The organism is Enterococcus sp. NPDC086594 (assembly GCF_044746145.1).
GTDB lineage: Bacteria > Bacillota > Bacilli > Lactobacillales > Enterococcaceae > Enterococcus_D > Enterococcus_D entomosocium.
In genome coordinates this window covers 231,459-258,121 of record NZ_JBIVBP010000005.1, presented here as the reverse complement: position 1 = coordinate 258,121, position 26,663 = coordinate 231,459, and the positions used below count along the sequence as shown (strand labels likewise).

General features: G+C 42.5%; 24 protein-coding genes. 15 read left to right on the top strand and 9 right to left on the bottom strand.

The window, feature by feature from the left end; all coding sequences use genetic code 11:
• Nucleotides 1-96: 96 nt before the first annotated feature.
• A complete protein-coding gene (locus ACIPK1_RS10275; protein WP_016613447.1) occupies nucleotides 97-960 on the bottom strand; it encodes a helix-turn-helix domain-containing protein in 864 nt (287 codons plus the stop codon).
• Between the two features lie 1,046 nt (nucleotides 961-2,006).
• Here ACIPK1_RS10275 and ACIPK1_RS10270 point away from each other — a divergent pair.
• From ACIPK1_RS10270 to ACIPK1_RS10260, 3 genes are all read left to right on the top strand, one after another.
• Complete coding sequence (locus tag ACIPK1_RS10270; protein ID WP_008378663.1) at nucleotides 2,007-2,849, top strand: PRD domain-containing protein; 843 nt, start codon at nucleotides 2,007-2,009, stop codon at nucleotides 2,847-2,849.
• Nucleotides 2,850-3,018: 169 nt separating this feature from the next.
• Nucleotides 3,019-4,920: a beta-glucoside-specific PTS transporter subunit IIABC gene (locus ACIPK1_RS10265; RefSeq protein WP_016613444.1), complete on the top strand. Its 1,902-nt coding sequence runs from the start codon at nucleotides 3,019-3,021 to the stop codon at nucleotides 4,918-4,920.
• A gap of 91 nt (nucleotides 4,921-5,011) precedes the next feature.
• Entirely contained in the window at nucleotides 5,012-6,481 is a 1,470-nt protein-coding gene (locus ACIPK1_RS10260) for a glycoside hydrolase family 1 protein (protein WP_400450720.1), read from the top strand.
• Between the two features lie 49 nt (nucleotides 6,482-6,530).
• On the opposite strand, the gene ACIPK1_RS10255 is transcribed toward ACIPK1_RS10260, so the two are convergent.
• From ACIPK1_RS10255 to ACIPK1_RS10245, 3 genes are all read right to left on the bottom strand, one after another.
• Nucleotides 6,531-6,716 (bottom strand): hypothetical protein, encoded by a 186-nt coding sequence (locus ACIPK1_RS10255; protein WP_016620504.1) that lies wholly within the window; start codon nucleotides 6,714-6,716, stop codon nucleotides 6,531-6,533.
• Nucleotides 6,717-7,062: 346 nt separating this feature from the next.
• Entirely contained in the window at nucleotides 7,063-7,320 is a 258-nt protein-coding gene (locus ACIPK1_RS10250) for a hypothetical protein (protein ID WP_005235163.1), read from the bottom strand.
• 106 nt (nucleotides 7,321-7,426) lie between these two features.
• Nucleotides 7,427-8,602, bottom strand: a complete 1,176-nt coding sequence (locus ACIPK1_RS10245; RefSeq protein ID WP_253271636.1) for an AraC family transcriptional regulator — start codon at nucleotides 8,600-8,602, stop codon at nucleotides 7,427-7,429.
• A 160-nt stretch (nucleotides 8,603-8,762) separates the two neighbouring features.
• Between ACIPK1_RS10245 and ACIPK1_RS10240 the strand changes: the two genes are divergently transcribed.
• The 7 genes from ACIPK1_RS10240 (at nucleotide 8,763) to ACIPK1_RS10210 (ending at nucleotide 18,419) form a co-directional block, all read left to right on the top strand.
• Nucleotides 8,763-10,964: a glycoside hydrolase family 3 N-terminal domain-containing protein gene (locus ACIPK1_RS10240; RefSeq protein ID WP_400450717.1), complete on the top strand. Its 2,202-nt coding sequence runs from the start codon at nucleotides 8,763-8,765 to the stop codon at nucleotides 10,962-10,964.
• A 19-nt stretch (nucleotides 10,965-10,983) separates the two neighbouring features.
• Entirely contained in the window at nucleotides 10,984-12,336 is a 1,353-nt protein-coding gene (locus ACIPK1_RS10235; RefSeq protein WP_400450714.1) for a PTS sugar transporter subunit IIC, read from the top strand.
• Nucleotides 12,337-12,345: 9 nt separating this feature from the next.
• A complete protein-coding gene (locus tag ACIPK1_RS10230; RefSeq protein WP_400450712.1) occupies nucleotides 12,346-13,251 on the top strand; it encodes an ROK family protein in 906 nt (301 codons plus the stop codon).
• Nucleotides 13,244-14,608, top strand: a complete 1,365-nt coding sequence (locus ACIPK1_RS10225) for a glycoside hydrolase family 1 protein (RefSeq protein WP_400450710.1) — start codon at nucleotides 13,244-13,246, stop codon at nucleotides 14,606-14,608. The genes ACIPK1_RS10230 and ACIPK1_RS10225 overlap by 8 nt, the downstream gene beginning before the upstream one ends.
• Before the next feature lie 3 nt (nucleotides 14,609-14,611).
• Nucleotides 14,612-15,583, top strand: coding sequence for an alpha/beta hydrolase (locus ACIPK1_RS10220; RefSeq protein WP_061054302.1), 972 nt, complete (start codon nucleotides 14,612-14,614; stop codon nucleotides 15,581-15,583).
• Nucleotides 15,584-15,585: 2 nt separating this feature from the next.
• Entirely contained in the window at nucleotides 15,586-17,286 is a 1,701-nt protein-coding gene (locus tag ACIPK1_RS10215) for a DUF4091 domain-containing protein (RefSeq protein WP_400450707.1), read from the top strand.
• 245 nt (nucleotides 17,287-17,531) lie between these two features.
• Nucleotides 17,532-18,419, top strand: a complete 888-nt coding sequence (locus ACIPK1_RS10210) for an SDR family oxidoreductase (RefSeq protein ID WP_005235175.1) — start codon at nucleotides 17,532-17,534, stop codon at nucleotides 18,417-18,419.
• An 83-nt stretch (nucleotides 18,420-18,502) separates the two neighbouring features.
• On the opposite strand, the gene ACIPK1_RS10205 is transcribed toward ACIPK1_RS10210, so the two are convergent.
• Entirely contained in the window at nucleotides 18,503-19,372 is an 870-nt protein-coding gene (locus ACIPK1_RS10205; protein ID WP_400450705.1) for a hypothetical protein, read from the bottom strand.
• Between the two features lie 3 nt (nucleotides 19,373-19,375).
• Nucleotides 19,376-20,008 carry a helix-turn-helix domain-containing protein gene (locus ACIPK1_RS10200; RefSeq protein ID WP_400450703.1) on the bottom strand — a complete coding sequence of 211 codons (633 nt, stop codon included), beginning with the start codon at nucleotides 20,006-20,008 and terminating at the stop codon, nucleotides 19,376-19,378.
• Nucleotides 20,009-20,147: 139 nt separating this feature from the next.
• Between ACIPK1_RS10200 and ACIPK1_RS10195 the strand changes: the two genes are divergently transcribed.
• Genes ACIPK1_RS10195 through ACIPK1_RS10185 form a run of 3 tightly spaced genes read left to right on the top strand, consistent with a single transcriptional unit; the run spans nucleotide 20,148 to nucleotide 24,012 of the window.
• Complete coding sequence (locus tag ACIPK1_RS10195; RefSeq protein ID WP_400450701.1) at nucleotides 20,148-20,768, top strand: WxL domain-containing protein; 621 nt, start codon at nucleotides 20,148-20,150, stop codon at nucleotides 20,766-20,768.
• A 16-nt stretch (nucleotides 20,769-20,784) separates the two neighbouring features.
• On the top strand, nucleotides 20,785-21,834 hold the full coding sequence (locus tag ACIPK1_RS10190; protein WP_016620496.1) for a DUF916 and DUF3324 domain-containing protein: 1,050 nt from the start codon (nucleotides 20,785-20,787) through the stop codon (nucleotides 21,832-21,834).
• 18 nt (nucleotides 21,835-21,852) lie between these two features.
• Nucleotides 21,853-24,012, top strand: a complete 2,160-nt coding sequence (locus ACIPK1_RS10185; protein WP_400450699.1) for a legume lectins beta domain protein — start codon at nucleotides 21,853-21,855, stop codon at nucleotides 24,010-24,012.
• A gap of 54 nt (nucleotides 24,013-24,066) precedes the next feature.
• Here ACIPK1_RS10185 and ACIPK1_RS10180 read toward each other — a convergent pair whose 3' ends face one another.
• On the bottom strand, nucleotides 24,067-24,243 hold the full coding sequence (locus ACIPK1_RS10180) for a hypothetical protein (RefSeq protein ID WP_005235184.1): 177 nt from the start codon (nucleotides 24,241-24,243) through the stop codon (nucleotides 24,067-24,069).
• Between the two features lie 454 nt (nucleotides 24,244-24,697).
• Here ACIPK1_RS10180 and ACIPK1_RS10175 point away from each other — a divergent pair, with 454 nt between their 5' ends.
• Both ACIPK1_RS10175 and ACIPK1_RS10170 read left to right on the top strand, forming a co-directional pair.
• A complete protein-coding gene (locus tag ACIPK1_RS10175) occupies nucleotides 24,698-25,066 on the top strand; it encodes a DUF7006 family protein (RefSeq protein ID WP_005235188.1) in 369 nt (122 codons plus the stop codon).
• Between the two features lie 277 nt (nucleotides 25,067-25,343).
• Nucleotides 25,344-25,706 (top strand): hypothetical protein, encoded by a 363-nt coding sequence (locus tag ACIPK1_RS10170; RefSeq protein ID WP_008378626.1) that lies wholly within the window; start codon nucleotides 25,344-25,346, stop codon nucleotides 25,704-25,706.
• 50 nt (nucleotides 25,707-25,756) lie between these two features.
• Here the strand turns inward: ACIPK1_RS10170 and ACIPK1_RS10165 are convergent, their stop codons facing one another.
• Both ACIPK1_RS10165 and ACIPK1_RS10160 read right to left on the bottom strand, forming a co-directional pair.
• The gene (locus tag ACIPK1_RS10165; RefSeq protein WP_008378623.1) at nucleotides 25,757-26,191 is read right to left on the bottom strand and encodes a MarR family winged helix-turn-helix transcriptional regulator; all 435 of its coding nucleotides are present in this window, start codon (nucleotides 26,189-26,191) and stop codon (nucleotides 25,757-25,759) included.
• A 58-nt stretch (nucleotides 26,192-26,249) separates the two neighbouring features.
• Nucleotides 26,250-26,660: an organic hydroperoxide resistance protein gene (locus tag ACIPK1_RS10160; protein WP_034872372.1), complete on the bottom strand. Its 411-nt coding sequence runs from the start codon at nucleotides 26,658-26,660 to the stop codon at nucleotides 26,250-26,252.
• Nucleotides 26,661-26,663: the final 3 nt, after the last annotated feature.

The following is a 26,663-nucleotide window of genomic DNA, read 5'->3' as shown; positions in this document are numbered from 1 at the left end:
AATCATACTAGAGAACGATATGTTTTTTAATACCTAAAATGAAAATGGGACTGAAGAATCAATTCTGATTCATCAGTCCCATAAATTATAGAGCCGTTAAATGGAGATATTCGTCACGGTATGAATCAAGTTTTGCAGGTCATTTTTATGGTTCTGGTAACCGGCTTGTTCGATAACGATTAAGCTGTTTCTTAACACTTCTTTGTTTAATTGAGAAGATTGCAAATAGGAGTAAATTTCTTGATACAAGACTTGATGGATTTTCAAATAAAAATACAGAGGTGTATTAGGCAAGGGATGAGACAAAAGCAGAAACTTGTTAAGCAGATAGGAATCCTTACTTTCACTGGCAAAGGCGCAGCCATTTAAGATCACAACACTTAACAAATTTGCATAAAAGGGATCATTGGCGTAGTGAAGGATTTTTTTGATCCCATGATCTAAGTAATAACTGATGGTTTCTTGGTCAAAAATAAATAACAAATTTGAGAATAAGTTTAACTCAAAGCGCCCCCAGGTTTCGATATCAAACAAGTATTGCTTTACCAGTTCAACTTCTTGGGTGTAAGCTCCTCGATTCATCAGAAATGATTCACGGTTGAGCAGCAGCAGGCCTTGGACATACAAAGAATAATAAAAAAAATTTTGTGTCTCAAAGTAGCGTTCCTCAAGGCTAGTCAAGTAGTCGATAGTCAGTGTTCGATCATAGTATCGGGTATAGAAATCTTGCACCAGCTGACGTTTTTGACCTGTGGCTTCGCTGTCGATCAACAGACTGAACTCATGAACCGTGATATTCATTTTGTCTAAGTAGTCAAACAAGGTTTGTGAAGAGAGATTTGTTTTGCGATTTTCGAAAGAAGAAAGGGTGGTGCGAGAGGAAATACCTTCGGCAAGCTTGGCTTGCGAGATTTTGCGATCTGTGCGCAGTTTTTTGATTAAAGAGCCTTGCTGTTTCATGGGGGACCTCCTTAATTGTGACGCATTTCTGAACAATGTGATTTTAATAACATGTTATCAAATATAATAGGGTATAGCAAATAATAAAGGAGGTCGTTTTTCATGGAATTTGAACCATTTGGTCCTTGGGAAATCAACCCATTTAAAAACTAGTACAGGCTTTCATTTAGAAACTTGTCATTGAAGGATCAGTGACAGATTGATAAATGAAATTTAGTTTACGTCCTGCTTTTTTCGCGGCGAACTGCGAACATTCTAAGCAGGAAAGAGAAGATCTTGAAGAATCGAAAGGTTATTTGGTTGATTCCCCCACTCAAAGAGACCTTTTCGTTTGTGGAAGTCATGAAACGCATGAATCGCGCAAGGTGGTCAGTCCCGTTGAATGTCTGTCATGCACCAGACCTTCCCCAATTTTCTGATTCTTTGTGATTGATCGTCTTTCAAGCATCATACTTCCAGCTATGACCGTAATGCACGAAGATTACGGTTTTTTGTGGTCTTATTGTGCTACACAGTAAACCTTGTATTTCAAGTGAACTAAAAGACCAAAGCTAGAAAAGAAATTCAGTGAGAAAGATAGTGAAAAAAAGTCAAAAACAAAAAAGAAAAACGTTTGCAAAAAAAGTGTTGACATTTTTTCTCAGAATGAGTACTATTATCTCAACGGAACACGAGAGTGTTCTCATTACTGGATTCGTTACTGTTCGGCAGGCAAGACCAGAGGAAAAAAGTGCATTGATTACCCAAAGTTTCTTGGGTTGTACACTTTTTTGCTTTGGTCTTCTTTTTTTGCTCCATTATTTCTATTCGCTAAAAAAGAACCGGTTCCAAGGTAAGGTCCAGTCATTGATCATCAAAGGAGGGGAGAAGTAAAACGCAATGAAGTGCCAGCTAGGTTTGACGATATCCTGCAGTACTGCCTGGAGCAGACATTCACCTCGTCACTTAATGGCAAGTCAGAGAAAGAAAAAAATACAAGACCTTCTGCATAGACGTCAAACGATGCAAAGCTGTGTATGCGCTATGCTGATCAAGGAGGATCGTTCGTGAAGATTATCAAGAGGATCAACAACAATGTTGTACTTTCAAAAGAAGATGAAGTTGAAGTGATCCTAATGGGAAAAGGGATCGGCTTTCAAACGAAACCGGGTGACCTGATTCCGGCTGAGCGAATCGAAAAAAAATACTACCCAGAAGATGACTTGACAGTGGAACATATGTCGAAAGTCATGACGAAGGCTGACGAGAAACAAATGGCCGTCATTTATGAAATCGTGCGTCTTTTCCGGGAAAGTGTTGGAACCGATTTCAATCCAAACGTTTATTTCACACTGATGGATCATATCTTGTTTGCCATCAGTCGTCAAAAGCAAGAAATTGTTTTGACCAATCCCATGCATTGGGAAATCAAGAAAATCTATGCCAAGGAATATGCGGTCAGTGTCCAAGCGGTCGAGTTGATCCGCAAAGAGCTGTATCCCGATTTTTCGCAAGAAGAAGCTGCGTTTATCACTTTGCATTTCGTCAATGCGCAAATTGAAAAAAGCGCCAATCAAAGTGCCTATGAGCACACCGAGTTGACCAACAATATTTTACGGATCGTTAAGTATAGCATGAACATCGAGTACGATGAGAATTCTTCCTACTTCCAACGGTTTGTGACCCACATTCGCTATTATTTAATTCGACAAAGTCAAGAAAAAGAAGAGCCAGTATTGGCTAATCCGATGATTGCCTTGGCTTTCAGCAGCTATCCGAAAGAAAAAGAAACCGCAGATTCGATCAAAGAATACTTATTTGAACAAAAGGGCTGGCATGTCAACGATATGGAATTGATGTATTTGATTCTGCATATCGGTAACTTAGCCGCTCACTCAAAATTAACCTAAGAATGGAAATGGATTCGTTACAGTTCGGCTGGCAAGACCTGCACTTTCTTACAATACTCGTTGAGGAGACCCGTCTCGTTTTTTATGGGTGATACTCCTGCTTGTTTATTGTAGAAATGGCCGGTCTTTTTATTTTTATTAAATGATCTATTAAAAAGGAGAAATCAAAATGGCAAAATATACTGAATTAGCACAAGACATTTTGGCCCACGTTGGCGGCAAAGAAAATGTCTCTTCTGTAAAACACTGTGTGACTCGCTTACGTTTCCACTTAAAAGACGAAAGCAAAGCAGACACAGATTATTTGCAAAAACGTGACGGTGTCGTGACCGTTGTCAAAGCAGGCGGACAATACCAAGTGGTTATCGGTAATCATGTGCCAGATGTTTACGATGAAGTGCTGAAAGTCGGCGGATTAGCCGATGGCGGCAGTCTTGATATCGACGAAGGCGACGAAAAGAAAGGCAGTTTGTTTGACCGCTTTATCGATGTCATCTCAAGCTTGTTTCAACCGTTCTTAGGTCCATTAGCGGCAGCCGGTATTTTAAAAGGGATCACGGCGCTACTTGCAGCAACTGGGATGGAAGCGACCAATGGAATCTATGTAGTAATGAATACCCTAGGCGATGGTTTGTTCCAATACTTACCTATGATCTTAGCCGTAACTGCTGCAAAGAAATTCAAGATGAATACCTATACAGCATTAGCGATTGCAGGTGCGATGGTCTATCCTGGTTTAGCAGAAAGCGTTGCTGAAGCGAGCAAAGTCTTTGGTCTAACCTTGACCTTACCAGCAGGTGGCTACTTTAATAGCGTACTGCCGATTATTTTAGCGATTTTTGTCGCTTCGAAAATTGAACAGTTTATGCGCAAAGTTACACCTGATGTAGTCAAAATGTTTGTGGTTCCTTTTGTAACGATTTTGATCACTGTGCCGTTGACCTTCTTTGTGGTAGGTCCAGTCGCAAATACAGCATCTAGCTGGATCGGTATTGCTTTCCAAGCGGTTTATGATTTCAGCCCAATCATTTATGGATTTGCTTTAGGGGCATTATGGCAAGTATTGGTAATGTTTGGTCTTCACTGGGGTCTTGTGCCATTGGCGATCATGGATATGGCGCAAAACGGCTCTTCGATTATTTTGACCGCCGCAGTGCTACCATGTTTCACGCAAACGGGTGTGCTAGCAGCGATTTGGTTGAAAACGAAAGAACCAAAAGTCAAACAAGGCGCAATGCCAGCATTGATCTCATCGATCTTCGGTGTGACTGAACCTGCGATCTACGGTTATACTTTGCCAATGAAAACACCATTTATCGTTTCTTGTTTAGTTTCAGGTTTCGTTGGTATCTACTTGTCAATCTTTAACGTTACTGGTTACGCAATGGGCGGTATGGGTATCTTCTTGTACCCTGCATATATCGATCCAGCAACAGGCAGCTTCCATAGCGTGATCCACTTAGCCATCGGCACAGTTATTGCAATCGTAGCGTCATTTATCATCATGATGTTATTGAAAGTACCAACTTTGTATACAACTGTTGATTCACCAGTCGACGGTCAAGCAACACCAGCAGCACCAGCACCAGAAGTAAAAACCGTTTCTGCCAGCGTCAAAGATGAAACAGTCAAAAGCCCAGTAACCGGTCAAGTGGTTGCTTTAGCAGATGTGGAAGACAAAGTCTTTTCTTCAGGTGCTATGGGAAAAGGGATCGCCGTTGAACCAGCGATCGGTGAAATCACTGCTCCAGCAGATGCAGAAGTCAAAATCTTGTTTCCAACAAAACATGCCATCGGCTTAGTCACTGAGGATGGGACAGAATTATTGATCCACATCGGCATGAATACGGTGGAACTTGAAGGCAATCACTTTACTGCCTACATCAACCAAGGAGACAAAGTCAAAGCCGGTCAAAAATTGATCTCTTTTGATACTGAAGCGATTCGTGCGGAAGGCTATTCCTTACTGACACCAGTCATCGTCACAAACTCTAACGACTACAGTGACATCCAAACGACACAGTCAAAAGAAGTAACAGCGAACGACAATTTGATCGAAGTCGTAAAATAAATGCGTTTATCGGCACGTCGTAGGATCAGTTAGAATGCTTTCTTACTGATCCGCTGTGTCGATCAATAAAGAAAAAGAAAGTAGGCTAATCATGACAGAAAAACAATTTCCAAAAGGCTTTTTATGGGGCGGCGCCACTGCAGCCAACCAATTTGAAGGAGCATGGAACGAAGGCGGACGTGGCCCAGCGACATCCGATACGGCGATCGCTGTCAAACCAGAAGACCGTAAAAACATGGCAGAATTTGCTGCACCAATGACTCGGGAAAAAGTCTTGTTTGCCTTAAATGACAAAGAAGGCTTGTATCCAAAACGTTGGGGATCAGATTTCTACCATCGTTACAAAGAAGATATCGCCTTGTACGCAGAGATGGGCTTTAAAACGTTCCGTCTGTCCATCGCTTGGTCAAGAATTTTTCCAAATGGTGACGATGTTCATCCAAATGAAGAAGGCTTGCAATTTTATGACAACGTGTTTGATGAGTGTGCAAAATACGGGATCGAACCCTTAGTGACCCTCTCTCACTACGAAACACCTATCGGGATCGCGTTAAACTATGGCGGCTGGAAAAATCGCCAAGTGATCGATTTGTTCGTCAAATACGCAGAAACTGTGTTGACCCGCTACAAAGACAAAGTCAAATATTGGTTGACCTTCAATGAAATCAATATCATGGGGATCTCTGGCTATGTTGGCGGTGCCTTGTTATCCGAAGATGGCACGCAAAACCTTTCTGACATGTATCAAGCTGTGCATCATCAATTTGTGGCTTCTAGTTTAGCAACAAAATTTGCCCACGAAATCAATCCTGATATCAAAGTAGGGATGATGTTGGCACGGATGCAAGCCTACCCAGCTACACCAAATCCAGCAGATGTGATGGAAGAAATCAAGCGTGACCACGAGAATCTCTTCTTCTCTGATGTCCAAGTTCGTGGGAAGTATCCAGCGTATACGAAGCGCTTCTTTAAAGAAAACGGCATCGAAGTGACCTTCGAAGATGGCGATTTAGACATTCTTGCGCAATACCCTGTCGACTTCATGTCCTTTTCTTACTACATGAGTTCTATTGCCCGCCACAATCCTGAAGAAGGCGGCGAAGCAACGGCCGGCAACTTTTCTTTAGGCGAATCAAACCCATACTTGGAAGCCTCTGACTGGGGGTGGCAAATCGATCCAATCGGCTTGCGTGTGACTTTGAATAACTTGTACGACCGCTACCAAGTACCATTGTTTATCGTTGAAAACGGCTTAGGTGCCTTGGATACGGTGGAAGAGGATGGTTCGATCCATGACAGCTATCGAATCGATTATTTGAAGGCGCATATCGAACAAATGTATGAAGCGATCGAAGATGGTGTGGAATTGATGGGCTATACGCCTTGGGGTTGTACAGACTTAGTTTCGGCTTCAACGTCAGAAATGTCGAAACGTTATGGCTTTGTCTATGTAGACGCGGATGATGAAGGAAATGGCAGCTTTGATCGTTCTCGCAAAGATAGTTTCTACTGGTACAAAGAAGTCATTGCCACCAATGGCGGTAGTTTGTTACAGGATTAAAAATAAACCAAAGCGGCTCTCAAAAAAGAGAGCCGCTTTTTTGTTGTGCTCAGTAAAAAAAGAAGAGAAAGGGGGTTAGCAGCTGCCATGATAGAAAGATCAATGAAACAGTCAACGCCCATTTTTTCATTTTGGGCTTAGGCACAAGGGATTCGGGCATCAAATAGACGAGAGAGAATACTGTAAGAAAAAACAGCAGGGTCAGTGGTTGGACGACAAAGGTCAGCCAGTTCATAGGGTAAGCTCCTTTTATGAGGATAGATGATTTGTTCTTTTGTGTTATTATTTTGCAAATTCATTATATATTTAGTTCGTTAAAAAGGCAAGGAGCTCATGGAATAACGATCGTGTGCAGGAAGGGGGGAGAAAAACGAGTGGCACATCCTTGTATTTTGATTCGAATCTTTCTAGAGTAACACAGTAAGCTTGAGGTTAGAATCAGAACTAGCAATAAAAAAGCCCCTTTTCAGGGGAGGGGAGTTCTTTAAAAAGATAGGAAGAAACCCGTGTATTTGATGGAGCTATTGGTCCTTAGTTACTGGGGACCTGACTAATTTACGTGGAAAACCCGCCACTGTCATTCACCGTTTTCTGATCCTCAAGTAGAAAATAAAACAAAGAAGACTAGCCGAAATCAAGAAACCCATAAAATAGAAAGTTAGCTGCATGTCAGGCATCGTATAGGAATACTCTAAAATCTTACAAACAAAGATCACTAAAGAAACCGTGATGGATAAGGAAACCCATGTGAAACGCGGCAATCGTTTCGTTACGATGATCAATCCTAACGAAAAAAAGATGACTGGTACCCAAAAGATCAAGCGAGCAAGTTGGATCATTTTATCTCTCCTCATTCAAATTGATTTGAGTAAAAGGATAGCTTACAACGTTTGTTATTAAAAATAATAACCATTGTTTCTGAGCATTTTTTCGGAAATTGTGTCTTTAACTTAAAGCATGAGCGTAATGTTTCTCTTTAAATTCTTTTGGTGTTTGCCCGGTAACGGCTTTGAAATTGCGGATAAAATGGCTTTGATTGGCGAATGCCAACTGGGTGCTGATTTTTTCGTAGGAAAAATCTGTGAACAGCAATAGATGCTTGGCTTCGCTGATTTTTCGTTCCTGAATGTAGCTGTGGATCGTTTTGTTCATTTCTTTTTTGAACTGATTACATAGATGGGTCTTATGTTTTTGAGTGATGGCTGCGAGATCATCAATGGTCACTTTTTCATAGAGATGGCTGTCGACATAATTAACAATCGTCTTGACCAACAGTGATTTTTGCGCCAGCGGATAGCTATGCAGAAGCTCCATAAAGCGGTAGGTGGCTTCTTTGATATAGCGGAGGCACTCATCGGCAGAATGAATATAAACCAGACCTTGGATCAAGGAATCAGATAAGCCGAATGCTTGGTTGACTGGTACTCCTTCATCAATGCTCATGCGGGTCACGACAGCGACAAAGGCCGAAAACTTTAGTTTTAAGCCTTCCAGTTCATGAGGGGAAAGGGAAACACTGTAGGTCTCTTTCATTTTGTTAAATACCCAGACTACTTTTTCCGGCTCGTTTCGTTTGATGTAGTCAAGATAGCGCAATTCAAAATGATAGGAATCAAAGGTAGCTTCATGCACACGGCGTTCATAAAGATTGGTTTCCAAGCTAAGATCTGTTTGCATGGATCGGTCGTGGGATTCAGTTTGGTAATGCCAATGGATTTGGTCTTTTGCCAACGGCTGCTCCGCAAACAGCGTATAAAGCAGCTGGATGTATTCTTCAAAGGAGTATTTGTCTTCTTTGGAATAGTGCACATTGTAGTGGTATTCATGTTCAAGAAATAGGTAAGACGTATCTGGTGTACCAATCACTCCACAGGGTCCGATGACCATATAACAGGTTTTTCCAGCTAACTGAAACGCAAAACAACCAAGCATATATTTGCCGAAATGATAGAGATTTGCAACTGGGCCGTTCGTTTCTTCCAAATAGTGTTTCAGAGGATTCTTGGCTGTTAAGGTGAGTGGGGGATACAGCGGAGTCCCTTCTTGATCCAAGAGAATCATCGGGATCAAATATTTGCGATAAAGCAGATCCATGGCGGTCGTAAGTGTTGTTTTGTTCATGAGACACCTCAAAGTCCAAACATTGTTTTTTCTTTTAGTATAACGTAAATTTTTTAGCATTCAATAAACAATTTATTATAAACACTAGTTTTTTAGTATATCTAAGGAAGGATTCTTTCTATAATTCAGATAAATAAAACGGTTACAGGAAGGAGCAAACATGGATAGTAAAAAATTGAAAGAATTGTTTCAGCAATTGACGCCAGAAGAAAAAATCGCTCAGACGATTCAATTGAATGGCAGTTTAGTCATTGAAAATGAGGTGATGACTACTGGCCCGATGCAAGATTTAGGGCTTCCACCAAATTTGAAGATTCACGAGATTGGTTCGATTTATAATGTGAACGATTACCAAAAATTGATTCAGTTACAGAGGGAAACGTTAGCACACAGCCGACTAAAGATTCCTATGCTGTTTATGTCGGACGTCATCTACGGGTTTCGAACGATTTTTCCGATTCCCCTTGCCCAAGCAGGTTCCTACGATTTTAATTTGATCGGGCAAGCCGCTGAGATGACCGCCAAAGAATGTTACCAAAATGGCCTTCATGTGATCTTTTCACCCATGCTGGATCTTGTTCGCGATCCTCGCTGGGGCAGAGTGATGGAGTCGCCAGGAGAGGATGTGTATACGGCAAAACGTTTTGCTAAAAGCGTCGTGACCGGCTACCAAGGCAATCTTGATCAAGGAGTGGCAGAAAATCACGTTGCTGCTTGCATCAAACATTTTGCTGGTTATGGTGCACCCGAAGCGGGCAGAGAATACAATACGGTCGATATGTCCAATCAGCGCTTATTCAATGAATATTTGCAACCCTATCAAGCGGCGATCGAAGCCCAAGCACTGCTAGTGATGACGGCCTTCAACCTATTGAATGGTGAACCTGCAACGGGTAGCCGCTGGCTGAACCGAGAGATTTTGCGCGAACGTTTCGGTTTTGATGGGGTACTGGTCTCCGATCATGCCGCCATCAAAGAATTGGTCCCCCACGGTTTTGTCAAAGATGAACGGGAGGCCGCTCAGAAAGGTTTGGAAGCGGGCGTTGATTTTGATATGATGACATCGGTCTATGCGACGCACTTGCCAGAACTGATTAAAGAACCCGAATTAGCCGCGTTGCTGGATGAAGCAGTCTGGCGAATTCTCGTACTAAAAAATCAATTAGGTTTGTTTGAGGAACCCTATCGAGGGTTGAAAACGCAACAAACTGGAGAGGTTTTGTCGGATAAAGCCAAAGAGCTAGCCGTTAAGCTAGTAGAAAAAAGCTGTGTGCTGTTAAAAAATGAGGGCAGCTTACCTTTGAAAAAGGACCAAACCGTCGCTGTGATCGGTCCTTATGGAGAAAGCCGGTTGACCTTAGGTTTTTGGGCGTCAGTCAGCGGCAAGCCACAAGACACGATTCCTTTAAAAACCGGTTTGCTGCAGCATTTCGCACCCGAAAACTTGATCTTTGCTCGTGGATACAATCTATTCGACTCGTATGAGAAATTTGGTCCTTTAAAAGCCGGGATCGAACAGCTGAATGGACCGATCGAACCAGAAGATCAGTTGCTTTTGGAAGCCATGGAAGCCGCCGAAGCCGCCGAAGTTATCGTCTTGACTTTTGGAGAGCAGTTTTTGGAGAGCGGCGAAGGGGCATCAAAAGCTCATTTGCAGCTGCCATTGAAACAAATTCGTTTGATCCAAGCGTTGAAAAAAACTGGCAAGCCTTTGATTGGCGTGCTTTACACTGGCAGACCGTTAGTCTTAACACAAGTGGAAGCATTATTTGATAGTCTGTTGCTCGTATGGTATCCAGGAACGATGGGCGGGATCGGGATCGCCAATCTGTTGAGTGGGCAGGCTTCTCCGACGGCAAAACTGGCGATGACCTTTCCTCGGAGTGAAGGACAGATCCCACTATACAGTGCCCAACTGCCAACGGGCAGACCTTTGACAGATAGTGAGCATTCTGATCGCTTTTTGTCAAAATACCGCGATGAATCCAATGAACCCTTATTCGCATTCGGAACAGGTCTTAGTTACAGTTCGTTTACTGGTGAATGGCTTGGTAGTGAAGTATCTAGCGAGACAATCCATTTGGCTTATCGAGTGAAAAACCAATCGGCAATAGCTGCAGAAACCGTCATTCAAATTTACCTGATGCAACGCCCAGCAGCAATGGTTCGTCCAAGTCGGCAATTAATTGCGAGTGACCTCATCTCATTCGCACCCCAAGAAGAAAAAGAGCAAAGATTGTCACTGCCGTTGTCAGAACTTATTTTCTATGACAATCAGGGGAAGAAACACATAACCAAAGGTACTTATCGATTTCTAATACGGATCGATCAAAAAGAAACGATGCTTAGTGTAACGATCTAAACTAAAGGAGTGAGAGAAAATGGAAAAATTAGAAGCATTTTTAAGTAGCAAACTATTACCAATGTCACAAAAATTACAACAAAACAAAGTATTGGCCGCTTTGATGGAAGGTTTTATTCGAACGAGTCCCATCACTTTAGGGATTGCCTTTATCACGATCGTGGGAAATTTTCCGATTCCCGGTTGGACGGACTATTTGACGAAAATTGGCATCTTCCAGCATGTTGAAGCAATCACTAATGGAGCAACTGGTGTCTTTGCATTGTATGTCGTTTACAGTTTGGCGTATTCTTACGCAAAACAGTTAGGAAGCAACGAACGCAATTCGGCGATTATTTCTTTAGCTAGTTTCATTATGTTGATGCCACAAACCGTCGCAACGACTGTTATGCAAGATGGTCAAGCAGTGGAACAAACGATTGGAGCTTTGAAGCTTGATTTCTTAGGCGGACAAGGACTGTTTATCGGCATGCTGACCGCTTTGTTGGTCACTCGCTTTTATGCTTTCTTATCGAGAAAAAACATTATGATCAAGCTACCGGATAGTGTTCCCCCAATGGTAACCCAATCTTTAGCACCAGTGTTTGTTGTCACGATCATTTTTGCAGTCGTCTTTGTCTTACGTGTCTTATTTGGGTTTACTTCATCCGGTTCGATTTTCCAATTCTTTATCGATGTGATCAATGCGCCGTTGAACTCCTTAGTTGCCAGCCCGCTATCGATCATCATCATTATGGAAGTATTAGCTGTTTTATGGTTTTTCGGAATTCATAATGCAGTTTTACAAGGACCACTCGGGGCGATTAGTATGACCATGGTCGTTTCAAATATTGCCGCTTACCAACAAGGACAAGCGCTGCCTTATCTGATTCCTTCAGTGATTTATATGGGCATGTATGCTGCTGGCTTCATGGGCTTTGTGACCTTCTTTATGATCCGCAGCAAATCGGCAAAAATGAAACAATTAGGAAAATTGTCGTTTATCCCGTCGATCTTTAACATCACAGAGCCAATCATGTTCGGGATGCCGATTATTTTGAATCCGTTGTTCTTTATTCCGCAAGTCTTTACACAATTGATCGCTGGCTTTGTGACCTGGGGATTGGCAACAACGATCCTCCCAATCAGCTTGAATCCAACCATGAGTCTATTGCCATGGACCACACCGACTTTTATCAAAATGCCCTTTTCAGGAGGGCTTAACTACACGATCTTAATGATCATCTGTATGCTGATCGGTATTGTTATGTGGTATCCGTTTCTAAAAATTGCGGATAAAAAAGAGTACGAATTAGAAATGGCTGCTGAAAAAAAGCAAGCAAGTGAAGCAGCAAAAATGACAGAAAAAGTCGTGGAAGAAATTCAAGCGTAAACAAAGGAAGTGGCACATTTGGTTTATTTAGGAATTGATATCGGTGGGACGCACATCAAAACGGGATGGGTCGAACACGACGAGGTCAGTAAACGACGCACCATTTTAACCCCTGTAGCTTTTGAACCCTTTAAAGAAGCTATCAAAGGGCTATTGCAAAGCTATGCCCGTCAAGTTTCTTTCACGAAAGTGGCTATCGCAGTCCCTGGTTCAGTTAATGAAACAGGGACGGTCTTCTTTGGTGGTGCCTTGCCATACCTTGATGGGGTAAATTTGCCAGAATTGATCTGCCAGTTAAGCGATGGCATGGTGACAGAGGTTACTGTCGAAAACGACGCAAAAGCCGCCGCGCTAGGGGAAATGAAAGCCGGCAATCTGCAAGGGATCCAAAATGGTGCGGCGATCATTTTAGGAACCGGCGTGGGAGTTGGTCTTTGTCTCAATGGAAAACTCTATCGTGGGCATCATGGACAAGCTGGTGAAGTCAGTTTTATGATTCGTGACCGACAAATGAGAGGCGCGGACTCTTTTGTGGGGATCGGTCTTTCGGCTGTCGGATTAATTGAGCGTTTGGCTGCTAGTATGGCTATCGCGCCTGATGGTCCTTTGGTCTTTGATACCCTTACGAAAACTGCTGATCCTGAGGCAGAGGCTTTATTTTTAACTTATACCAAAGAAGTCGCTGTCTTGTGTTTCGATCTTCAGTGTCTTTTAGCTCTGGAGAAAATCGTTATCGGTGGCGGGATCAGCCGTCAGCCACGCTTGATCGAAGCCATAGCTAGCAGCTATCAAGCTATTTTTAAAACCGCACCAATCATTGAGAAAACGCTGCAGCCAGTTGCGATCCAAGCCGCTTATTTTCAAGCGGACGCCAATTTGATCGGCGCAGCCAAGGAGGAACCGTGGGATGAGTAAATTTCCGGAAGCATTTTTGTGGGGAGCATCCACTAGTGCTTATCAAGTAGAGGGCGCATGGGCAGAAGACGGCAAAGGTCCCTCAGTGCAAGATCTCAAAGAGATTCCGCAAGGGACCACTGATTTTAAAGTAGCATCAGACCACTATCACCGATATGAAGAAGATGTGAAATTGTTTAAAGAATTAGGGTTAAAAGCCTATCGTTTTTCCATATCATGGAGTCGAGTCATGCCCGATGGTCAGGTCAACCCAGCAGGATTGGCGTTTTATCAAAACCTGATCGATCTGCTACTAGAAAACGAGATTCAACCGATCGTCACCGTTTTCCATTTTGACCTGCCCGTTGCGATCGCGAAGCAAGGTGGGTGGGAAAACCGAGAGACGATCCAAGCATTTGCTGATTACTGCCAAGTACTGTTCGAAAACTTTGGTCATCAAGTCCCGCTATGGCAAACCATCAACGAGCAAAATGTGATGGCACTTGCTGGTTCGGTCATTGGGACGAGTCAAAAATCCATGAAAGAAAAATTTCAAGAAAATCACCATATGCTGGTGGCACAAGCATTGGTGACCCAACAGTTTCATGCAGGTAATTTTAGCGGCAAGATTGGCCCAGCACCGAATATCGCCAGTGTCTATCCAGCTTCTGAAAAACCAGCCGATCAGCTGGCAGCTCTTTCTATGAGTGCGCTGAGAAATTGGTTATTCCTAGATGCGGCTGTTTTCGGCACATACAACCATAACGCATGGCATTTGTTAGAGACGATTGGTGCAGCACCGACAGTCACTGAAGCAGATCGAAAGATTTTGGCAGCTGGAACATGTGATTACATCGCATTGAATTATTATAATACGATGACCGTCAGCAGCTATTTTCAAAAAGAGACAAAACTCGATCAACAGTCTGGTTTCGGGATTCCTGGCTTTTTCCAAGTAGTAGAAAACACCCATTTGCCAATGACTGAATTCGGTTGGCCGATTGATCCAGAAGGCTTTCGCTTTACGTTGAACGAAATCTATTCCCGTTATCGTCTGCCTCTTTTGATCACGGAAAACGGCATCGGTGCCAAGGATGTTTTGACAACTGATGGTAAAATCCACGATGATTATCGCATCGACTACTTGCAGCAGCACATAAAACAGATGGCATTGGCGATCGAAGACGGTGTCGATGTGATCGGCTATTGCCCATGGAGTGCCATTGATCTCGTCAGTACTCACGAAGGCATCGCTAAACGGTACGGGTTTATCTATGTCAATCGTACGGACGAGCAGCTGTTGGACTTGGCGCGATACAAGAAAGATAGTTTTTATTGGTATCAAAACGTCATCGATAAAAACGGGTTAGGAGAGTAAGTGATGTTTTTTCAGGAATATCTATTTGATCCAGAAGCGCAAGCCGGTTTGACAGTGTACCTGCATGAGGAAAAAGCCGAGTATGAACGGGTGGGCGATCGTCCGTTTGTCTTGGTGATTCCCGGTGGCGGCTACTCCTTTTGCAGTGAGCGGGAAGCTGAGCCGATTGCTTTAAATTTTGCTGCCCAAGGCTTTCACGCCGGGGTCTTACGCTATCATGTAGGGACACATCGCAGTTTCAGCCATTCCTTAGCAGATGCAGAAAAAGCGATTACTAAAATCCGAGAACTTGCAAGTGAATGGGGAATCGATGCCGAAAAAATCGCTGTGATCGGCTTTTCTGCCGGCGGCCATTTGGCAGCGGCGTTATCAACACTCTCCTCAATGAAACCGAGCTTATGTATTTTAGGCTACCCAGCGATATTGTCTTCATTTGCTACTGTGATGAAGATCGATGCCCCTTCATTAGAGGAATGTGTCACAAAAGATACGCCGCCCACCTTTTTGTTTTCAACCTTTGAAGACAATGTCGTTCCTATCGAAAATTCATTGGCGTATCTGCAGGCCCTAGAAGATCACGAGGTTCCCTTTGAAAGTCATATTTTCCAAAAAGGACGTCACGGTCTTTCTTTGGCGACCGAACGCTTCGGTAATCGTAAAGAAATGGTTGATCCACGTTTTGCCCGTTGGTTTGATGAATGCGTCGAATGGCTAGAGTTGAACTGGGCAGATAAAGTTGCCCAGCCAGCTTTGTTTCCTGATTTAGGGCAGTGGCCAATTCGGGCATTACTCGAGTCAGGTGAAAACAAACGCTTGCTGTTGCAGGCTTTTCCATCATGGGCAGACAAAAGCCGCTTAAAAATCGTAAAAAACATCAGCTTGCAGCAACTACTAACGATCATGCCAGAAGCTTTTGAGAATGTTTCTTATCAAGCGCTTGTTTTGCAGCTGATTGATCCTAGAAAGGAAGAGTAAAAATGAAAGCAATCCTGGTCCATGAAAGCTATAAGGCTTCAACAGAATTGATCACCCAAGAGCCACAAGCGATTGAACAGTTATCAGCTGTTCGTAACAGTACTGCTGCTTGTCAGTTGCTGCTGCACGATGGCAACCGCAATCATTATATTATTGGCGACGAGTTTTCGATCCCCGATGAAATCGAGATTCCCATGATACGCGTTGAGATTTTTAGCGAATTGCCGGTCAAAGCGCAATTCGTCGACTATTATGTCGGTCAGCAGGAATTGGCGTACGCCGATAAATTACTTGAACGAACTGCCAAAACCTATCCTGGCGATCGCTTTGCACCACTTTATTTGGAGTGGCAGATCGATGAGACGATCAAACCGGAAGCTTATCCTGTGAAAATCAAGGTCTATCGGGCACATCTGACTAGCCAAGAGGAGTGCTTGTTAGAAAAGAACCTAACGATTGAAGTGGACGCTTTTACTTTTCCAAAAGATTATTTAGAGACGTTCCACTTAAATATGTGGCAGCAGCCCAGCAATTTGGCTCGCACCTTTGACGTTCCGTTATGGAGCGATGCCCACTTTGACTTGATCAAGGAAATGGCTGAGAGTCTCGCTGTGATCGGACAAAAAGCGATCACAGTGATCGCCGGAGAGATCCCTTGGAAGGGCTGGTTCAATTACATCGTCAAAGATTATCCCGCCAATTTATATGAGTATTCGATGGTAAAGGTCAAAAAGACACCAGACGGAGAACTTTCCTGCGATTTTTCTGTGCTGACACGTTACCTTGATTGTTTTTTTGCTGCGGGCATCAAAGATGAAATTGATGTGTTTGGTTTATTAGGGGTCTGGGAACCGCCATTTTTTCCGTTAGTCAACTTGGACCATCCAGAAAAATTGGTGATTCGCTTTTATGATGAGGGGAAAGGCGCCTTCGGATTTATTAATCAAAAAGCTGAGTTGCAGGAGTATCTACGCCAAGTATTTGATTATTTTAAAGGAAAGAATCTGTGGGAGAAGGTTCGCATCGTTTCTGACGAACCGAAGAAACATCAAATCGACAGTTTCCGAGCCTCGTTAGCTGTTTTAAAAGAAATTGATCCGTCGATCCAGATCAAAGCTGCTTTTGATAAAGAAGACGTGTTATTTGAGATGCTGCCAGTGATCGATCATCCTGTGACTTCCTATTACTGTACTTGCAACCATTACGAAACACTAGCACAAAGCCATCCGGGCAAGATGCAGTACTATGTCTGCAATTATCCCGACAAACCAAATACCTTTTTGCATAGTCCCCTGTTAGAGACGCGAATGCAAGGAATCTTATCGTATCAGTTCAAAACAGACGGCTTTCTGCGTTGGGCCTACAATTGCTGGCCAGAACATGCTCGGTCCGATATTCGGTACAATACGAGCTCACTACCGATCGGTGATCTTTGTTTCGTCTATCCTGGCAATCACGGACATTTATTGTTGTCCCTAAGGTATAAACAACTACAGCGGGGGATTGAAGATTTCTATCTCTTGAAGACCGCTCAAGCTACACAACCGCAGCAAACCGACGCCGTAGTAGCAGATTTTCTTAAAGTTACAGACACGAAACACTGGATGATCGACAGCCATCACAGTCATCCCGATGTTTTTCTACAGACCGCGGAGGAGATGGAGGCCTTTCATCGGGCCCTCCTCGAACTGCTAGAAAAGTAGCAAAATCAAACACTGCACCCAGAAATTTCACTACGATTTTCCAGAAGAATAGTGAGATACCTGTGGGCGTTTTCACTACTGATTCACGCAGCTTTTTCGTTTTACTAGGCATCTGTTTTCTTACAGATGCTTTTTTTCTGGTGAGCGTTTCGTTTTTCATTCCCTCCATCTTCCTTTACACTTTTAAGTAAGGTCATAACAAACGATGACAAATAGAAGTAGAAATAATCAAGGAGGAAACGAGCATGTCAGAAAAAATCAACAATCCGTTAACGAAGTATTATGATGGCAAATTTGAAAAACAGGTGCAAGAAGCACCGGCAATTCAAGGAAAGATGCAGCCAGTACCTGATTGCGGGGAAGAAAGCTACGCAGGTTCAGGCAAATTAGCTGGACGCAAAGCATTAGTGACCGGTGGTGATTCTGGTATTGGTCGAGCAGCAGCGATTGCTTTTGCCAAAGAAGGCGCCGATGTTGCAATCAACTATCTTCCTTTTGAAGAAGAAGACGCGCAAGAAGTCAAAGCAGTCATTGAAAAAGCTGGACGCAAAGCAGTTTTGATCCCAGGAGACTTGAAAGATGAAACTTTCGCTCGTCAATTGGTTCATGAAGCAGCCAAAGAATTAGGCGGGTTAGATACGTTGGTTCTAAATGCTGGGATGCAACAAGCGGTGAAGGACATCAAAGAGTTGACTACACAACAAATTCAAGATACCTTTACAACGAATATCATCTCGATGTATTGGACAGTCCAAGAAGCGTTGGATTATCTGCCAGCTGGTGGGAGCATCATCACGACCACTTCGATCCAAAGTGCGGAGCCTAGTGCCCATCTTTTAGACTATGCAGCCACGAAAGGTGCTATTACTTCCTTTAGTAAAGGGCTAGCTGCTCAATTAAGTGAAAAAGGCATTCGGGTCAATACGGTGGCTCCTGGTCCAATCTGGACACCACTTCAAATTTCGGGTGGACAGCCACAATCTGCGATCCCAGAATTTGGTCAAAAAGAACTGATGAAACGTGCTGGACAACCAGTCGAATTAGCACCAGTCTATGTTTTCTTAGCCTCTGATGAAGCAAGTTATGTAACTGGTCAAGTTTACAGTGTAACTGGCGGTAGCTTCTTCGCTTAAAATTCCTAGGACTAAAATAGTAGAAAAAAAGCTCGAGCAAAGAGGCTCGGGCTTTTTTTGCGGATGAAAATGGAATCGGCAACTTATTTTCCTTGTTCGGCAAACATCTTGGTCATCATCAGTTGATTGATCTTTGCAAAAACGGCTGCCCACTCTTGCTCGGCTTGCAGGTTAGACAGTAAGACTAATTTTTCGGAAAACATCACTTCTTCATAATTATCCGTGATCAATAAATCTGCGGCTTCCATTTGTTTGACGAAAGTCACAGAAGCTTTAGAATAAATCGAACGAATCCTCGTCTCAATCATTTGCTTTGTGCGGTATTGAATCGTCGTTTGAATATAGATCGACACGGTCGGGGGCGTATTCATCTGTGTTTCCAAATACAAGAGATGAGCCAGATAAGGCAACTGTGTCTGTTCAAAATACTCTTTATCCAAGTCAGCAAATGGATACTTTTCAACATGGGTCAGTAATAGTGTGCAGATTGCTTCATAGGTTCTGTCTTTGGAAGGAGCATTTTCAGTCAACAGTTGGTGTTCTAGCTGCCACACTTCCAGAAGATCGATGCCGATAATGATCGATAGATTGAAGACCAGCAGACAGCTGCTTAATAATTTTTCGAATTCGGCGGCTTCCTGACTTGGAGCAAAGGTATCGTGCCAATCTTTGATCATTGCAGTGAAAAAGCGCACAAGATCAGTATCAGAATGTTTGATCTCTTGGATGATCGTTTGATTCTTTTCTTGGGGAACAACCCCTGGCAAAAAGACATGCAAAAAGAAATTCAAGTAAAGATACTCTGACTGAAGCATCTTTTCTGAGGCATAATCGGCACTCAAAAAAAGTGATTCGAGAATTTCTTCTGGTAAAAAACAATAGAAATTCATCAATCCCATGTATTTTTCAGGAATCGGTGGCAAATATTTTTTCTGGATCGTTCGGCTGACCACTGCTTACCAAAATGCAGCGAGTTTATTTTTCGTCAACGGATCAAAGTGAGAAACAGCAAAGAATGCCGTAAATTCTTCGACATTTTTATGGGAAACACTCGGCAAAAGCCACAAATCAGCAGGCGCACTTTGGGTCAAGAAACTGTAGGTGAAAATACGGATATCAAGCTCTTTTCCAGCAAGAACGATGCGATTATTCAGGTCTGTTCGAATTCGGATTTGAAATTTTTCCAATAGTTGGTTGATTTTCTTGATCAACCGATACATATGCGATTGGCTGACATGCAAATCCAAACATAATTGAGTCAAGGTCATTTGCGGGCGCCCAATCAAGTAATGAATCAGGTTGTATTGTGTGGAGTTGAGCAAGTAATGATACATCAATTGTGCATAGAAAGGTTCATCATCCTCTGTTCGATCAAGAAAATACTGATTGTAATGATTTTTTGATAGAAGCAGGTGAGGTGAGAGCAGCTGCAAATCTTCATTTAAAAAATAGATATATTTTTGCAGGCTTTTTTGCGGGATATTCAAAACTTCTGACAGTTGGACCAATGTCACTCCGTTGGAATTGCAGACAACTTTGAAAATCTCTAATTTCTTTTCTTCTGCGGGAGAAATGAATTCTCGATACATAAGGGATTCTCCTTTTTGGCGTTTTTTTTACGCTAAATCTGTGAACCGTATGATAACCATGATGGATTATACTTATGATAGATGAGAATAGAATGAAAAAACACCAATTAAATTATTATTTTTTAAGGCTGTTTTTTCGATGACCCTCGGTTTCTCATTAAAAAAAGTGAAGGAAGAGATGAAAATGAACAAAAAGGTACGAATGTTAGGTTTGGTCGGAATGGGTTTAGGAATGGCGCCCACTGCGGCAGCTGCAGCAGAAGCGAATCCAACGGCTTCAATGACGAGTCAAGCAACACTAACGATCGAACAAGGAATTTTGTCACTGGATCAGGTGACCAATTTTAACTTCGGTACAAGCAGTATCCAAGATATCGCTACCGATGAACAAGTGATTCAAACAACGTCGGATGAAGTGACATCGATCACGGATTACCGTGGACCAAATCAAGCTGGTTGGCAGTTGACTGCGCAATTATCGAAAATGACGAATGCCAGCGATAACGAGCTAGCAAATGCCAAAGTCACTTTAAATGGTTCAACGGCTTCGGGCGATGCAACGCTAGTATCGGGCACCGAATTGATGGTAGGGGCAACAGACCCGACATTGATCGCTTCTGCTAATGGGACGACCGGCTTAGCAACCAATGACTTTAACTTTTCCAATGCTTCATTAACCGTACCAAAACAAAATGTGAACAGCGGCACTTATAGTGGAACGATCACTTGGACATTATCAAACACCTATCAAGCAGAATAGCAAGGAAAGGGCGACAATGAAAAAACAAATCAAGTGCTTCGTACTCATTAGTTTCTTTATCAGTTTGTGTTGCTTTACGAAAGTCACCGGTCATGCACAGACCACACGGTTCACTGTAACCCCAGAACTTCCCCAAAATCAAGTCAGTGATGTCAGTTATTTCGACTTACTGGTAAATCATGAGACCGAACAGAATTTGACCGTTGCCCTTCATAATACAAGTTCAGAGCCGTTGACCATTAAAGCAGCAGCACTAAATAGTTATACGGCCTCTACTGGGATCATCGCGTACCAAGCAGAACAGACCGCCGAAGAGAACCAAGGAATCTCGTTTAGTCAATTGATTGAAAATCCGAGACAGACGATCCAGCTTGACCCTGGAGAAAGTCGTCAGGTCCATTTTACCCTTTCAATGAAGGCAAAAGAATTTGCAGGAGAAATACTTGGTGTGTTTGACTTTGAAGAAGAACCGGCGGAAACAACTGAAAGTCAGCAAACAAATCTGCAAGCCAACTATAAAATTCAACAAGGGATCCGCTTGCGTCAGAATGTAGCAACCATGCCTGACCCCCAGTTGTCTTTGGTCAATTCTGAGGCGGTGGAAAGATATGGTTCTACAGCTCTCAAAAGTAGGATCCGCAATGATCAGCCCACAGCCTTTGGCAACATCACTGTCAAAACAGTGATACGTGAGCAAGATAGCGGCAACAAGGTCGGTGGGTTTTCTGCAGAGAATTTTCAAATAGCTCCGAATTCGGTTTTGGAGCTGTTTAGTGCCTTTGATCAGAACATTCTCGAACCGGGGACCTATCTATTACGGATTGAGTTGAATGCGCCTAAAGGAACATGGGTGTTTGAGGATTCGGTGGTGGTTGATCGCAAGCAAGCCAACCTTATCAACCGTCAGACAACGTTAGGTGCAGCGTATCTTCAAAAACAGTACTGGCTCTATGCAGGAGGGCTACTTCTCTTCCTGTTTGTCCTACTTCTCTTGTTCATTTTATATAGGAGACGTAAAAAAGCAGAAGCAGATGTTAGGCTGTCAGTGCAAGAAGAATCAGAATGAAGAAAGCGGAGGACAGTGATGAAAAAGTTTGGCATTATCCGATGGGGCTATGTGTTCTTTTTTAGCATTTTGCTGCTATGTGGGAAACAAGAAAACGTCCATGCTGCGGTATCTGCGCCAGATTTTCCTACGTTAGCGATTGACGATTCTCTGATCACTCCTGTGGGACAAGCGGGGTCGCCACAAGGGGAACCGGGCGTTAATTATGTTCAGATTAATGATGGAGCTACTACCAACTCCAGTGGTGGTGTCTGGTTCAATAAGCCGGTTTCTTTTACTCGCTCTTTTCGGTTAGAAATGGCATTTTGTATCGATAATACAGCAACGGACAGCGATGGGCTCGCTTTTGTGATGCAAAGCAATGGCTTAAATGCGCTGGCAGAACAAGCAGGACCGACGATTGGCGTCTGGTCAAATACAGGAGGAACGACTCCTTTAAATACGGGGGCAATCCCGCAAAGTTTTGCGATTGAATTCGATACGTTCTATAATAATGCCGGTTTGACTGGGGACGGTATGATGGATCGCGATGTTCCTTCCGGCCATCATATCGCATGGAATTTTCCCGGCTCAAATGACGCATATACCACCGATGGCTGGCTGATTATCGATAAAGTCTTAAATCATCGTGATACGGTATCAGTAAGTGATATTTCCGATGGGGTGTGGCATAGTTTTACAGTAGTTTTTGATCAGCCAACGCAAACGTTGCGTTACACCGTACCAGATTTCGGTGTTGATGTGACGGTACCTGTTGATGACACCTTCAAATCAAATTTGAACCTGACTAATAGTGCACCGGTCTATTTTGGTTTTACTGGTGCAAACGGGGGCTATGTTCAAGAAAAAGCAGTGGCGTTTGTCGATGTTGAAGGATTAGTAGAACTTGAGATGCGAACCGGTGTTTTTGAAAAAGACCCAGTCAAACTATTGTTGGATACTGGTACGACACTTTCCCAGCCAGCCACTGTCGACAATAGCAAAACCATTACTTATGCGACCTATCTCTCCTATAAAAGCACCAGTGATCTAGCTGACTTGGAATCGGGAATCTTGCTCTCATCGCTTTTTCCAGAAGGACTATCATTAGTTCCCGAGGCGGTTTATTTTGGAAAAGCCAGTGAAATCATGGTTAATGGCATGCCGGAAGGCGGAACTGCCTTACCTTTTGTCATTGAAAATGGGCAATTGGTTGCGACACTGCCTGACATGGTCAAAGGGAATGAATACATCGTTCACTTTTCCGTCAATTACACAGAAGTGCCGCTCAATCAGAATTTAGATATAGCCATCCCTGTCCAAACTGTTTTTAATGGAAATGCTTTTGTTTCCAGTATGACGTCAGGTGATCCAGAAATTCATTATTATCAAATGACTGGAATCTTTCCACCAACGCTTACAACAGGTTCGGCGTCATTGGCAGAAGCAAAAGCAGACCTGCAGATCGTGCGGCAAAAGCGCAATTCCTATATACCGATCACGATTGATGACCAAAACTCGACCCAAGCCAAAATATATGTCACGGAGTTCTTTACGGAGGATGTGACAATCACCGAAACCGATTTCTCTGAAGCAGCGTTGGTTGAACGGGGAACATTGTCGGAGCCGCTAACGGATACATTGGTGTTAGACACCGAAGAACTAGAACCAGGCACAACCTATTATCTGGCTTCCTATGTGATCGATACAGAAGGCAATCGATCGGCGACACGTTATTATGGGATTGACTTTCGTGGGATTGTAGAATTTCAGCGTGCGCCTGCTTCAATCACAGCGACAGTGACCTTGAATGAACTGGTACGATCCATCAGAGACGATGACTTTGCTTATATAGCGATTGCTTTTGATCAAGAAGCCCTTTTGTCTATCAGCAATACCAGCGAAGGAACCTGGCAGTTAAGTGGACAGATAAAGGATTTTATGCAAGAGCAGCAACTATTGGCAGAGGAAATTCAGTTGGTACTCTATGATCCGGTGACCAATCAGCTGGTGGCTTCTGTCACTTCTGAAGAACAAGTGATTTTCCAGCAGGAGCCAACAGGAGCAACGGACTTAACCTTGGATCTTCAGGAATATGATTGCTACTTTCGCTTTGTCCCCAAGTTAGATTTGATTTTACCAGGTACCTATACAGGCACAGTCAACTGGCTGTTGGAGAGTACAATCATTAATGAATAGAAAAAAAAACGCCTATAAGGCGTTTTTTTCGTCTAAAAGTTTATGTCGGTCCCTTTAACTTTGGCGGCTTTTCGCAATTTTTAAAACTAATGATAGGCCTGCTAAAGCAAAACTGCCGTATTTAACGAATTTTTCCAAGGATTCTAAGGTTTGCTGTTTTTTGTGTTTGCAGTCTGGACAGCTTTTTTCATGGGCATTCATTTTTTTTCCACATTTACAATGACTCTTCATCTGTGATCCACTCCTCGTTTCGTTTTATTTTGATGACTTTCTATAATTTAATTATACATGTTGTATAAGGTTCTGTCTGAAATTATGCTGTGTAAGACGTTTGTTAAAATGAGAAAAAACCTACGTTTATTGGGGGAGGCGTGGAAGTGTGTAATTGCGAGGCTATTGGCAGTTACAGAGCCCGATGGGTAGGAATCGCTATAGATAAAAAAGGAAGGAAATCTGACAATTTTCTCATTTTCGATAGGTGCTGAATCGCTTTGCTTATCAGTTTAGCAAAATTTTGCTATTGTGGAGTAAGATTAGGGGACAAGAAAATACGCTTCTCTTTTTTTTCTATATTCTATCCTTAATCTGAGAACGAAAATCACCGATAGTATGCTATATATAAGAACAAGGAGCCATCCTTGACAATGTCGAATATGGCATTTGAATGAAAGGATTGATGAAATAAGTGATTTCTTCAATAATTTATACCGATACAAAGGCTTATTTAGATAAAGTGCTAGACCAAGCACTGTTGGATCTACTAAAATCTGATTATCCTAAAGTCTATGAACACGTGCAAAACTTGATTGTTGCTATGGAACAAACGATCCAACAAATTGACAGCACAAATTTTTGGCGGTTGATGCCGGAAATTTTAGGCTATGATTCTCGCTTTGTTTTGTTGAACTCGCTGCAATTGTCAGAAGACAAACTGTTGACGGAAATCGAGATTATTCAGATGATCGAACGTGATTTTCCGAATTTGAATAAAGAATTTTGTGGCTATTCCTTAAAAGAACAAGAGCATGAGAGTTTGATCTTCAGTGTTCAATAAACACTTCTCGTAGGAATATCAAGTAGAGTAAGAAAACGACTAGCTGATCTAGTCGTTTTTTTTATCAAGAAAAAGAATAATTAAACATGTTATTTATCATTAAAATAAAAATTATTTTGAAATTATGAATAAAATAGATTATTATTGGTATATAATCCTTTTAGTGAAAGAAAAAACAATCGAAAAAAGGAAGAGGAAAGCCAGCTGACTGAAATAGCTACGATTGTTTTAATTTAGAAAATAAGAACCAGCCTCATCGGCATGGAAAGGAGCAATTATGGATTACTTGAGTTTTTCAAAAAAAGAGTGGGAAGTCTTAGTTTGTTTTTGGGCTGTGGATGAACCTCTGTGCTGTACAGAATTTAGTGAACGTTTCGGCTTAAACCGTAACACATCACTGTCCGTGATTCGCAAGTTAGTAAACAAAGGAGTTCTGGAGATTGCAAGTATCAAAATGAGCGGATCAGTCTTGGCTCGTCGCTTTCAGCCAGCTGTAAGTGAATTGGAGATATTACAGACAGGCCTAACCGATGACCAGATTTTTGAATTAGTGAAAATCGCCATCAGAAAAATCGAAGATCCTGAACAATTAACCCAGTTGCTAAATGTGATTGGTGAATTGAAAACTAAAGCTTCTTAAAGAATACTCGTTTGCATGATAAAAAAATGATCCGCTGTGAAAACAGCGGATCATTTTTCTTGTTCTTGAAATTTTTGTACCATTTTTGTCGTCAATTGATGGAGCACGGACAGTTCTTCCGGTTCAAGAGGCAAGAATTCGGTCACTCTGTAGGGGATCTCTAACGCTTGTTCATGGAGCGCTTTGCCTGAGTCAGTCAATGTGACCCGCAAAGAACGTTCATCGTCTTGATTTCGATTTCTTGCTAGGTAGCCTTTTGCTTCAAGCTTTTTTAAAACCGGTGTCAGTGTGCCAGAGTCGAGACATAATTGCTTCCCCAATGCTTTGACACTGATCGCTTCATCTTCCCATAACACCAACATCACTAAATATTGGGTATAGGTCAAATTCAACGGGTCCAGTAAGTCTTTGTACTGTTTGATAATTTCTTTTGAAGCGGCGTATAGAGGAAAACACAATTGGTTTTCTAACGCTAAGACATTCATGTTTTCACCCCTTTTTCTAATATCCGCCTCTTATCATAGCTGTTTTTTCAACGAAAGTCTACTCGCTAACGGCTTTGACAGTCACTTCAATGTTGCCAGCTGTGGCTTTTGAATAAGGACATACGGTATGAGCGATCTCAAGCAATTCTTGTGTTTCTTCTGTTGACAATCCTTCGATTTGACCTTCGATCTCAACACCCAAGACAAAACTGGATTCGCTTTCTGCGTACAAGGTCACTTGTGCGCTCACCGTAGAAGCACCATCGATTCCTTTGCTGCTTTTCACCAATTCAAGGGCACTGTTGAAGCAAGCACTAAAACCAGCTGCAAAAAGTTGTTCTGGATTGGTAGCATTTTCGACACGTTTGCCAGGTGCAGTGATGTTTAGCTCAAATGAATGATCGGGACTGTGTACTTCTCCTGAACGGCCACCAGTGTTGATCATTTTAGTCGAATACATTTTTTTCATCAT